Raw genomic sequence first — 11,128 nt, forward strand, 5'->3', positions numbered from 1 at the left:
CAAATTGTTGCAGATTTGAATTGCTCGAATTGCGGTGCGCGCGCATGCCCCGACCGAGAAAAACGGAAACAGTTCGATTTCAGGCGACAACGAAGTTTCCGTCCCCGCGCGAGAGACGACTCAATGCGCGGTGCACACCATCCAGGGATCGAACGAGCGCACGACGTGCTGGATGGCGACCGAGCGTGCGCCGGCGCCGCCGACATCAGTGCCGATCAGCGCCTGCTCCAGCGGGCCGCCGACATCGGCCGGCTGGAAGGCCAGACTATGCGGCCATTTCCCGGCGAAGATACCCATAGGTTCGAGCAGCCGCGCCCGCGCCGGCAAGACATCGCGTGCCGCAGGCCGCGCGTCGCTGCGAAACGGTCCCGTGTCTCCTCATGCCCGGAGTGCGCGGCACAGGCCTCGCGAGCGAAGTCCGGCATGAAGAAGATGTAGAAGTGCGTGAGATGATCGGCGGCCTTCTCCGCCTCATGCGCGAGATTGGTCGCGAGAATCCCGTTCGGCGCGACCTCGGCCGCCATCGCATCGCGAAGAGCGACAGCCGCGGCGACTACGCGACCGAGCAGATGCCGCAGATCCGCGGCGCCAGCGCCCGCGCTTCGATGGGCGGACGCGCCTCCAGGATCTGCTCGAAGCCGCGACACAGCGGCGCCGTCACCTCCGCGCGCATGACCCGCCCACTCTCGACATCGAGGCCAACTTCGAGATCGCCCTCGACGCGTTGAGCGGACCATCGTGAAGCGCGTCATGGCGTGCGCTTGGCCGTCGGGCGGCCGGGCAGCACGACAGCGGTCGCATTCAGCCGCACCCGCCGCGGCGTCGCCGACTTCGACAGGGCCGCGAGCGCCACGAACGAGGTCTTGGGCATGTCGGTCGGAAGTCCGACCGGAATGCCGGCAAGCTTTGCGGATGTCTCTCTCCACAGTGAAACGCGAAACGACTTGCTCCGGCGCGACCTCCCTCGGTACATCTGGTGCGTACGCGCGATGTTGGAAAGACAATCAATCTTCGACTTGCTTTTTGACGCGACAGATCTTCTTCAACGGAGCCACGTGCCCGAGCTGGCTTATCGGCCCGATATGTGCAGTTTTCGCTTCGCTGGCGAGCACGCCTGAATTCCAACAGCGCAAAGCGAAGGCGCCTCCGAACAGACACGTGGACAAACGTTGGAATGGCTCATCGACCACTTGGATGAATTTCAAGCAGCGGCGACCGCCGGCGCGACTCCGGTTCGCACTCCACGCCCGTGCAAGCCCTGTCCTGACGCCTCAGTGAGCGAACAGAGCGCGGCGGCTATACTCAACATACGAGAGGCGGTGATCCGCTTTCGAGCGGGCGCTAACGAATAACTAGGCCACAGGGGCGACACCTTATGCTCTTAAGAAGTTGGAACGCGGCCCTGGGCCTCAGCGGGGTCAATGCCTAGATCTTGTGATCTGCGGCAGCCGCTTTATCGGCAAGGTCCTCGCGAACCGACGCACTATGCCGCCGCGGGGCAGTGTCTAGCGCACCCTCAACGCGCCCCTCGCCGGCACATATCGCCGCGGCTTAGCGCCCAGAGTATAGTATGCAGAGACGTGGCTTGCCCCATCAATGCTTGCCTGTAGAGACCGTTCGGGCCTCGGCTGATCCGAACTCCTCTTCAATCGCGGGACACACCAACTGCACGTCCGGCTCGAAGACGAAGCCGCGTAGCACAAGCGTCACTTCAGCTTGATCTGGACGTCACCACGGCAGAATGCCTTCGGCAATGCCGAAGCCGCACGACTTTCCGGTCGCGTTAGTGTCGAGATCGCAGCAATGACCAGAACAAAAATTTAGCTGTCGGTGAAGCTCCACTGTCACATTCAACGGGTCCTAGTCATTGTATTCGTTTTGGGCACAGCTGAGCCACTGACCGCCACCTCAAAACTAAACATCGTTACCGTCTTGATGGACCATCAGGAGGCTGGGACATGCTGGGCCCTCATCGTTTGATTCTAAGTTTTCAGGATTTTGCGCCATGTCATATCCACCCCCTCAAACCAAGCTGCATGCTGTGCTGAAAGGTGCTCTGGAGGATGCTGTCCGGATGGTGCCTGAAGCAAAGCGGACGTCTTCATTGAAGGCTTGCCTCGCCGAGAAGGTTCTAACTCTGGCCGCGCGGGGCGAGAGCAATCCAACGATCCTAACTCGTCTCGCCGTGCTGACAGTGCAGAAATCCTGCCATGGCTGTTACGGATGTGAAAGGTGGTAGTCGCACGGGGGAGCCCGCGAGGCGCGAATTGATTAATTTGAACTGGAAGGCCGGGCTTTCTGGCGTCACAGTAGCGCGGTTGGCGATACGCTTTTCGCTGACGTGATGGGAGACTCGTTCACTATGTCATAGCGTCCGCGTGACCCAGTAGCGGCCACCCACGCCGAGGCCAAACTTAACGCATATAAAATATGACAGAACTTCCTTCGATCTGTAAAGCGCCACTGCCTCGCTTCGGGAATGTCGTTTTCGCGACACATGAGCGTGCATTGAAACACGACCGCGGAATCGAACACAACACACATTTGCCGAATACCGGAGTGCACATGCAGGGAGGACCAGACTTTGATGACGGAAACGGTCGCCTTGATCACGCAGGCGAATACTACCCAAGAGCCTAAGTACTGTTCGCTCGAAACGTCGGCTGGTTTTGCGACGTGATATCCGCGAAGATCCGCAGCATCCCACACAATGGCGCTCGCGTCGGTGTAGATGGGCTCCGTCGCAGAGATGGACCCGCGAGGGCCATCGCCGCAATCCTTTAGTCGAGCTTCGCTGGGATCGCTCCAACCGCAATTTAAACTTGCGTAGGCGGACGCGAGCGCGAAAAGGCCCCTGGGAGAAGCGCGCGATCGAAGTCCTCGAGGATGGTGCTCGCAGGTACAGCTGGTTATGATCGGCGGAAAGAGTTGCTGTGCAACGCTCCAGCAGCAGCCGTCACCTGTAGCGGGCAAGATCAACGCATGAACAGCACCTCTTCACCAGTCAATGCGATCGCAGCCGAGCTTGGCCGCCTCGATCCCGCATACGCGCCGACGCCACTCCTGAACCTTCCGACGCTTGCGGAGCGGCTCGGAGTGGCGCAGGTGCTAGCGAAAGACGAGGGCCGCCGCATGCTCGGCAGCTTCAAGTCGCTTGGTGGCACCTATGCCGGGTTGCGCGCGCTCGCCCGGGCCTCGCGCATGCAGTTAGCCGACCTTCTCGCGGCCCGACCTAAGGGGCAGCCGACCCTGGTCTGCGCCAGTGACGGTAATCACGGGCTCGCGGTAGCTGCCGCCGCGCGCTTTGCCGGGGCGCCCGCCCGCGTGTTCCTGCACGAGGGCGTGCCGAACGCGCGCGCGCGCCGCATCGAGAATCAGGGTGCCGAGATCGTCTGGGTGCCGGGCACCTACGACAATGCAGTTGATGCGGCCGCAGCCGCGGCCTGCCAGGGCGCCGGCATTCTTGTCGCCGACACGACCGACGATCCGAACGATCCCATCGTTTGCGACGTCATGGCGGGATACGGCGTTACGGCGGCGGAAATCCGCGATCAAGTAGATTTCGCCGGCCATGGGCGTCCGACACACGTCTTTATACAAGCTGGTGTCGGCGGACTCGCCGCTGCCATGGCCGAGGGCCTCTCGGGCTGGCTGGCACCTCCGGGATGCATCGTGACGGTCGACCGGAAACCGCCGCGTGTCTTGCGCCCGCGCTCGCGGCCGGTCACCCGATTCGGGTGATGGGCGATCTCCGAACATCCGCGGAGATGCTCTCCTGCGGCCAGGCGAGTGCGCCCGCCGTTGCGGTGCTCAGGCGTCACGGCGCTCGGGCCATCACCGTGCCCGAGGCGGAATTGGTGGATGCTGTTCGCGTACTCTCCGCCCATGATGGCCTCGCCACCACGCCGTCCGGTGCAGCGGGCCTGGCGGGTGCTATGGCTGCCCTCGCAGACCCGAGCCATACAAGCGATCTCGGACTCGACCGGTCGAGCCGCATTCTCGTCCTCCTCACCGAATGCGCCTGGGAGGACCGAACGTGAGCACCGCGATCTTCGCTCCTAGTTCGACTTGCATCCTCTCAGTGAGGCCATGTCTGGCAGGCTCGAGGCTTCATGATTAGATCATCGGCGGTCCGTCTCCGGCTCCGGAACCAGCGGCGCGCCCCCGACGGAGACCGGCCCTTCTGGTTTAGGCGGGCGAGCGGCTCTTGTAGTCGGCTTTGAAGCGGCCTGGGCTGCCGGCGGACGAATATCTGCAGGAAGAGGCGCAGCAATGTTCTGCAGAGACTCAATTCTTGAGGTCAGGGCTGCGATTTGATCTAACATCCGTTTCAAATCGGCTTGCTGCGCATCGATGTTGCGGTTAAGCGCTGAAATCTCCTCGCTCACCTCCTGTTGCCCCGACCGGATCTCCGAAAGCGCTGCCTTGTCTTCAGGTGACAACGCCGGCATTGGGACGACTTCACGTGCCGTTAACGCCTCGATCATTCGGTCGATATGGGGCCAGTAAAATGCACCCCCAACGCATAGCCCGATGAAGACGGCGATAAATCCAAAAACCCACGGAAGGCGTCTTGATGACTTCTGCAAGACGGGCGGCAACTCCGAACCGTTCGCTTGATCAATCACATTCATCATTCTTTCTCTCGATCTATAATGGCTCTCGTTGCCGAGATAATAGATGACGGTCAAGAGCGTCCATGTGAAAGTAATTGGCATACGCACAAAGATATCGGGAAAGATCATGCCGCTTCAGCGTCCAACACGATTCCTCTCGTTTACCGCGCCAACAGGCACTCGGCGCATTAACGCTGCACAGGCAATGAAAAAACGCACGATACGATCGCGGCCATAGCTCTAAGTACACTCGCGATGGCGCGGGCTCCTCCGCACAGGCCGCAATCTGCGGGCGCTCTATCGAAAGATAAACAAGCACGCTCGCAGAAGGCGGGCTCAGCTTCTCAGATCAACTCTGCGCCTGAATGGATGGCTTTAGGCAAAGTTAAGCTAGCCGATTGAGAGATGACTTCGCGGTCTATAAGAACGGGCGTTATCTGCGCGAGTCTAACAGCGAGCCATTTGACCAGAATCATGAGCCAGGAGCCACTGCTCCCTATGCCGGAATTTACCGGTGCATGGGCTGGCATCGCGAGATCGGCATCGTAGCGGACCACGTCTTACCGCCACAAGGACATCATACGCACGCGGTGCATTTTTCAAGCGTGACCACCCGGTTCGCAGACTTACTCGGAAATACAAGGAATATTGATTTTGGCGACTGAGTGGGCCTATCTTTTCGACTTTGCAAGCCTAACAGCCTGCATTGAACGCGGCGGCATTTCCGCGGCGAGCTTAGAGCAAGCGCATCAGGTGTCAGCCGTTTCATAATTGCGATGGAATTGGTGGGTAATTCTTTGGAATGCGTGGACTTCTGATCGTTTTTGTGGCGCTTACAATAGTGTTGGCAGCACGCGGCCGACACCAAGATGGCTTTGTGCCGCGGCTGACCGCGTCCATGCCGCCAGTCAACGTGCCCTAGTCTTATGATCGTGGTCGAGTAGCGCGACCATTTGGCTTTCCGCTGACAGATCCGGGCAGCCGGCTTTCCCGCAGCCCCGCTCTTCCCGGGGACAACCCGCGTCATATCCGCGCCTGTGCCCAAATGTGAGCGGCGTCTTACCATCCGGCGGTGAGCCAAGCGCATCTGTCGGACGCGCGTTGCTATGACCCAGCCACAGCGAGCTTCACGACAATCGCTGATGACCGGGCTCATCTTGCATGAGCCTAGGATTTGGGACATTTGCACTCTATGTCACTCGTTCGGACGGGCTTCGGGTACCGAAGCCTGTCGCCGCCTATTTCGATACGTTACATCTTGACGTAAGGTGCGATTCAAGCGCCTTAGATAGCTTGTCGTGTGAAGCTTTTCGGACCACTCGGTTGTGTCGCATGTAATCCGAGGCGCACAGTATGTGTACGATGTCCAACATGAATCCCATCAAGCTCCAAAGCTAAAGACGCGCCCAAAGCACAAGGCAGCATCTTAAGTCTAGCTTTAAGGTCACGTGGCGAATGCAAGTCGATGTGTTCGGCGCCGAAGGTCGGCGGCGATGGAGTTGCGACGAGAAGGTTCGTCATGTCGGATGGACCTTGCAGGCTGGCGAGACGGTCTGCGGCGTCGCGCGCCGGTACGGGGTGGCTCACAGCCTGCTGTTCACCAGGCTTCGACAAGTGCACCAGGGGCGACCGGGCGGAGATTCCGTGCAGCTCTTGTTCCTGTCGAGATCACAACTACGCTGGCTCCGGTATTGATCAGCACGCCGCCACCGGCGTCTTCACAGCTCGCCCATCGCTTCAGGATTAGTTGAACGCCTTGGCCAGGTCATGGCCGCCGGACAGTTTGGCGGTAAGCCTCCGAGGGGAGACGCCTTGCGGCGGGCTGGCCTAATGGTTGAGAACTGTACGTATGGACAGCCATACGTACAGCGCGCTGAATCGACTTGAAGTGGTTGATACAGGCCGGCGGCGCCGCTGGTCTGAGGAGGAGAAGGCGCGGATTGTTTTGGAAAGCCTATCCGAGCCGCGCCTGGTTGCGGCGACAGCGCGGCGATACGGCTTATCACGTTCTCTGCTGGTGACCTGGCGAAGAGCCTTCGCAGCGAACCGAACCAAATCCGAGGCTGGGTTTGTCAGGGCCGTTATGGCCGAGGGCGGGCCCGTGGCGTCGGTGGCGGCCTCATCGGAGAGCGCGACCGCACATTCGACGGAGCGTCGGATTGAGATCGAGCTGGCTGGCGGGCGGCGCGTCATTGTTGATGCGGGCGTCGACGTTGAGGCGCTTCGCCGAATTATCGAAGCTCTGGATCCGCAATGATTCCGGTCCCTACGGGAGTTCGGGTGTGGCTGGCGACGGGCCACACCGACATGCGCAAAGGCTTCGCCTCATTGTCGTTGCAGGTGCAAGAGGTGCTGCGCCGCGATCCGCTGAGTGGTCATTTGTTCTGCTTCCGCGGACGCAGGGGTGATTTGTTGAAAGTGATCTGGCATGACGGCCAGGGCGCATGCCTGTTTACGAAGAAACTCGAGAGAGGTCGTTTTGTCTGGCCGTCGCTGGCGGACGGCGTGGTGTCGATCTCGCAGGCGCAGATGAGCTATCTGCTGTCCGGCATCGACTGGCGCAATCCCCAACAGTCCTGGCGTCCGACCAGCGTAGGCTGAGACTTTGTTATTTGAGTTTGGCGGCGAATGTGATTCCATCTGGCCATGGACTCCAGCGCCGACCTGCCGCCCGATCTTGCCGCCGCGCATGCAATGATTTTGGCCGAACGTACGGCCAGGCTTTCGGCGGAAGCCAGGCTTGCTGAAGCGGCCAATGCTCAGGCGAAGCAATCGAGCACCGAAGCGCTGATTGCCCATCTCAAGCTCGAGATCGAGAAGCTACGACGCACTATATATGGCACGCGCTCCGAGCGGTCGGCACGGCTGCTCGATCAGCTGGAGCTTGAGCTTGAGGAACTCGAGGCGGGCGCGACCGAGGATGAGCTGGCCGCCGAGAAGGCGGCCGGGAAGACGCAGACGGTGCGTTCGTTTGAGCGCAAGCGGCCGGTGCGTCAGCCCTTCCCCGACGACATCGAGCGAGAACGCGTGGTCCTGCCGGCTCCGACCCAATGCCCCTGCTGCGGATCGGCGCGGCTGTCGAAGCTCGGCGAAAGCGTGACCTCGACGCTGGAGGAGATCCCACGCCGGTTCAAGGTCGTCGACACAGTCCGGGAGAAGTTCAGTTGTCGGGATTGCGAGGCGATCACGCAGCCGCCGGCGCCGTTCCATGCCACGCCACGGGGCTATATCGGACCGCAGCTTCTGGCGACGATCCTGTACGACAAATTTGGTCAGCATCAGCCGCTGAACCGACAGAGCCAGCGCTTCAAATGCGAGGGGATCGACCTGTCGGTCTCGACGCTGGCGGACCAGGTCGGCGCCGGAGCGTTCGCGGTCAGACCCATCTTTGAACTGATCGAAGCCCATGCGCTCTCCGCCGATAGGCTCCATGGCGACGACACCAAGATCCCGATCCTGGCGAAGGGAAAGACGGACACCGGGCGGATTTGGACCTACGTTCGCGACGATCGGCCATTCGGCGGGCGCGATCCACCGGCGGCGCTGTTCTACGCCTCGCGTGATCGGCGCGGCGAGCATCCCGCGCGGCATCTTCAGACCTTCGCCGGCATCCTGCAGGCCGATGCCTATAGCGGGTTCAACGCTCTCTTCGATCCCGGACGCAAAGCGTTGCCGGCCACGGCCGCCTTCTGTTGGGCACATGGCCGGGGGGCGTTCTTCGAACTTGCCGACATCGCCCAGAACGCTCGCCGCGGAAGATCGGCGACGGCGATCTCGCCCATTGCGCTGGAAGCGGTTCGTCGAATTGACCAGCTGTTCGAGATCGAGCGCGAGATCCATGGGTTGAATGCTGAGGAGCGGCTGCGGGTCCGCCAAGACAGAAGCGCGCCGCTGCTGAGCGATTTTGAGGCTTGGCTCCGGGCGGAATCCGCCCGGCTCTCGCGTTCATCCAACGTGATCAAGCCGATCAATTATCTGCTCAACCGATGGGATGGCTTTGCTCGCTTTGTCCATGACGGAAGGATCTGCCTGACCAACAATGCGGCCGAGCGAGCGCTGCGCGGTTTTGCGCTGGGAAGAAAGGCATGGTTGTTCGCCGGCTCCGATCGCGGCGCGGAGCGGGCTGCCGTGATGGCGACGCTTATCATGACGGCGCGTCTCAACGACATCGACCCGAAAGCCTGGCTTGCCGACGTCTTCTCGCGCATCGCCGACATGCCGCAGAACCGCCTGCACGAGTTGTTGCCCTGGAACTGGGTGCCTCCTGCCTCGAGGTCCTCCACCCAGGCGGCGTAGCCATGCACGTCAACAAGGTTCACGCCGTCTTCACCATCGCTCGCGTCGCAAAAGACCTCGGCGAAGACGAGGACTGGCTCTGGGACGTGGCCAACGGAATGGACACAGAGGATGGCGTCATCTGGGTTTACGGCATAGGTGACGACCAGGTCATGGCGTTCACCGACTTCGGCATCGAAAACCTGACGGAGCTCATCAGGATGCACAAGGAAGACCCCGATCTCCTCAAGCGCTGGAATCGGTGAGCCCCTGTCCGCGGCCTAGCTCGGATGGATACGTTTGGCGAGCTGTTTGCGCATATAGACCTGTCGCGATACCGGCATGCCCTTTCGCGCAAACCGGGGACATCGGCGCGCACGCTGTCTGGAGCACGGGCGATCCGCCCAGCAGCGACTTCGGCGCGCAAGGTGATCTGATACTGGACGAGGTGCCGAACGATCTGCGCTAGCTCTCGCAGCCAGCGTTGCCTCGCCTCGAGTTGCTGAGTATCGGATCATCGATCAAGCGGAGCGATACCTCCAATTCCCGACCTCCGCGTTAGGTTCTAAACGCATCGCAATCTTAGAACGAAATCAGCCGACGATTCGCATTTGAACCGGCACCAGATCGGCGGGCCTTTACCATCTCGAATTTAGGGCAGAGGAATTGAACTGTAGATGACATTAGGTCGAGAGCCAGAGCCATACGACTCACTCAGAAGAAGGTCGACGCTCGGCGGCAAACTCGAAGAGGTGATTTGGGGCAGCCCCACAGAGATCCCGCGGGCCGAGCCGATTTTCCTGCTACAAACACTTGTTCCCCAAAAAATCGGTCCTATTTCAGCTGCGCCTGCATTGGCACTCGCAGGCAGCGATTGCTAGCAATCGTGAAATCTTCAACGGGTGTAAATGTTTAGGAGATCTGCATGGAATTCCGTCCGCTTCACGACCGGGTCGTGGTCAAGCGTATCGACGCCGAAGAAAAGACCGCTGGCGGCATCATCATTCCGGACACTGCCAAGGAAAAGCCTTCGCAAGGTGAAGTCATCGCCGTCGGCCCCGGAGGCCGCGACGAGAGTGGCAAGCTGATCCCGATCGACGTCCTGGTCGGCGACCGCGTCCTGTTCGGCAAGTGGTCAGGCACCGAGGTCAAGATCGACGGCCAGGAGCTGTTGATCATGAAGGAGAGCGACATCCTGGGCGTTCTCACGGACGCGTCCGCCAAGAAGAAGGCCGCCTAAACCATCGCTCGCACCGCTCATCCTGAGGAGCGCCTGCTGGGCGTCGCCAAGGGTGAGACCAAGTAAAACATTCAGGAAAACCCACATGTCAGCCAAAGAAGTCAAGTTCGGCGTAGACGCCCGCGACCGCATGTTGCGCGGCGTCGAAATTCTCAACAACGCGGTAAAGGTCACGCTCGGCCCCAAGGGACGCAACGTCGTGCTCGACAAGTCGTTCGGCGCTCCCCGCATCACCAAGGACGGCGTCACCGTCGCCAAGGAGATCGAGCTCGACGACAAGTTCGAGAACATGGGTGCGCAGATGGTGCGCGAAGTCGCCTCCAAGTCCGCCGATGCGGCCGGCGACGGCACCACCACCGCAACGGTGCTTGCCGCTGCGATCGTTCGTGAAGGCGCCAAGTCGGTTGCCGCCGGCATGAACCCGATGGACCTGAAGCGTGGTATCGACCTGGCCGTGGAAGCCGTGGTCGCCGACCTCGTCAAGAACTCCAAGAAGGTCACCTCCAACGACGAAATCGCCCAGGTCGGCACCATTTCCGCCAACGGCGACGCCGAGATCGGCAAGTTCCTCTCCGACGCCATGAAGAAGGTCGGCAACGAGGGGGTGATCACCGTCGAGGAAGCCAAGTCGCTGGAAACCGAGCTCGACGTCGTCGAGGGCATGCAGTTCGACCGCGGCTACATCTCGCCCTACTTCGTCACCAACGCCGACAAGATGCGCGTTGAGATGGACGACGTCTATATCCTCATCAACGAGAAGAAGCTCTCCTCGCTGAACGAGCTGCTGCCGCTGCTCGAGGCCGTGGTGCAGACCGGCAAGCCGCTGGTCATCGTCGCCGAGGACGTCGAGGGTGAAGCCCTCGCGACCCTGGTCGTGAACCGCCTCCGCGGCGGCCTGAAGGTCGCGGCCGTCAAGGCTCCGGGCTTCGGCGATCGCCGCAAGGCCATGCTCCAGGACATCGCGATCCTGACCGGCGGCCAGGCGATCTCGGAAGAC

Annotated in this window: 9 protein-coding genes and 2 pseudogenes; 8 read left to right on the forward strand and 3 right to left on the reverse strand. The window is 61.0% G+C overall.

All coding sequences use genetic code 11. From position 1 onward, the window contains the following. Positions 1 to 249 precede the first annotated feature (249 nt). Positions 250 to 724, reverse strand: a pseudogene (locus IVA78_RS03145) (nickel-dependent hydrogenase large subunit); the annotation flags it as partial. Between the two features lie 24 nt (positions 725 to 748). Beyond that, a pseudogene (locus IVA78_RS03150) lies at positions 749 to 913 on the reverse strand (HupU protein); the annotation flags it as partial. Between the two features lie 2,069 nt (positions 914 to 2,982). Between IVA78_RS03150 and IVA78_RS03155 the strand changes: the two are divergent. Together IVA78_RS03155 and IVA78_RS34260 are read left to right on the forward strand one after the other, a co-directional pair. Next, entirely contained in the window at positions 2,983 to 3,741 is a 759-nt protein-coding gene (locus IVA78_RS03155) for a pyridoxal-phosphate dependent enzyme (RefSeq protein ID WP_253075276.1), read from the forward strand. Continuing rightward, a complete protein-coding gene (locus IVA78_RS34260) occupies positions 3,741 to 4,040 on the forward strand; it encodes a pyridoxal-phosphate dependent enzyme (protein ID WP_253075277.1) in 300 nt (99 codons plus the stop codon). The genes IVA78_RS03155 and IVA78_RS34260 overlap by 1 nt, the downstream gene beginning before the upstream one ends. 81 nt (positions 4,041 to 4,121) lie before the next feature. On the opposite strand, the gene IVA78_RS03160 is transcribed toward IVA78_RS34260, so the two are convergent. Then, a complete protein-coding gene (locus IVA78_RS03160; RefSeq protein WP_247464258.1) occupies positions 4,122 to 4,745 on the reverse strand; it encodes a hypothetical protein in 624 nt (207 codons plus the stop codon). 1,720 nt (positions 4,746 to 6,465) lie between these two features. Between IVA78_RS03160 and IVA78_RS03165 the strand changes: the two genes are divergently transcribed. The 6 genes from IVA78_RS03165 to groEL all read left to right on the forward strand — a co-directional run. Then, a complete protein-coding gene (locus tag IVA78_RS03165; protein ID WP_247464260.1) occupies positions 6,466 to 6,873 on the forward strand; it encodes a transposase in 408 nt (135 codons plus the stop codon). After that, on the forward strand, positions 6,870 to 7,217 hold the full coding sequence (gene tnpB / locus IVA78_RS03170; RefSeq protein ID WP_247464263.1) for an IS66 family insertion sequence element accessory protein TnpB: 348 nt from the start codon (positions 6,870 to 6,872) through the stop codon (positions 7,215 to 7,217). Before IVA78_RS03165 ends, tnpB begins: the two co-directional genes overlap by 4 nt. A gap of 93 nt (positions 7,218 to 7,310) precedes the next feature. Further along, positions 7,311 to 8,912 carry an IS66 family transposase gene (locus IVA78_RS03175; protein WP_247464285.1) on the forward strand — a complete coding sequence of 534 codons (1,602 nt, stop codon included), beginning with the start codon at positions 7,311 to 7,313 and terminating at the stop codon, positions 8,910 to 8,912. A gap of 2 nt (positions 8,913 to 8,914) precedes the next feature. Beyond that, positions 8,915 to 9,157, forward strand: coding sequence for a hypothetical protein (locus tag IVA78_RS03180; RefSeq protein WP_247464267.1), 243 nt, complete (start codon positions 8,915 to 8,917; stop codon positions 9,155 to 9,157). A 659-nt stretch (positions 9,158 to 9,816) separates the two neighbouring features. Continuing rightward, complete coding sequence (gene groES, locus IVA78_RS03185) at positions 9,817 to 10,131, forward strand: co-chaperone GroES (RefSeq protein ID WP_247277985.1); 315 nt, start codon at positions 9,817 to 9,819, stop codon at positions 10,129 to 10,131. Between the two features lie 85 nt (positions 10,132 to 10,216). Continuing rightward, the coding region (groEL, locus tag IVA78_RS03190) for a chaperonin GroEL (protein WP_247464270.1) at positions 10,217 to 11,128 on the forward strand (912 nt) is incomplete at its 3' end.

This window comes from Bradyrhizobium sp. 137 (assembly GCF_023074095.1).
Classification (GTDB): Bacteria; Pseudomonadota; Alphaproteobacteria; order Rhizobiales; family Xanthobacteraceae; genus Bradyrhizobium.

Coding starts and splice junctions, on each gene's coding strand:
- IVA78_RS03155 (WP_253075276.1), top strand. CDS start 2,983: ATGAACAGCACCTCTTCACCAGTCAATGCGATCGCAGCCGAGCTTGGC.
- IVA78_RS34260 (WP_253075277.1), top strand. CDS start 3,741: ATGGGCGATCTCCGAACATCCGCGGAGATGCTCTCCTGCGGCCAGGCG.
- IVA78_RS03160 (WP_247464258.1), bottom strand. CDS start 4,745: ATGATCTTTCCCGATATCTTTGTGCGTATGCCAATTACTTTCACATGG.
- IVA78_RS03165 (WP_247464260.1), top strand. CDS start 6,466: ATGGACAGCCATACGTACAGCGCGCTGAATCGACTTGAAGTGGTTGAT.
- tnpB (WP_247464263.1), top strand. CDS start 6,870: ATGATTCCGGTCCCTACGGGAGTTCGGGTGTGGCTGGCGACGGGCCAC.
- IVA78_RS03175 (WP_247464285.1), top strand. CDS start 7,311: ATGATTTTGGCCGAACGTACGGCCAGGCTTTCGGCGGAAGCCAGGCTT.
- IVA78_RS03180 (WP_247464267.1), top strand. CDS start 8,915: ATGCACGTCAACAAGGTTCACGCCGTCTTCACCATCGCTCGCGTCGCA.
- groES (WP_247277985.1), top strand. CDS start 9,817: ATGGAATTCCGTCCGCTTCACGACCGGGTCGTGGTCAAGCGTATCGAC.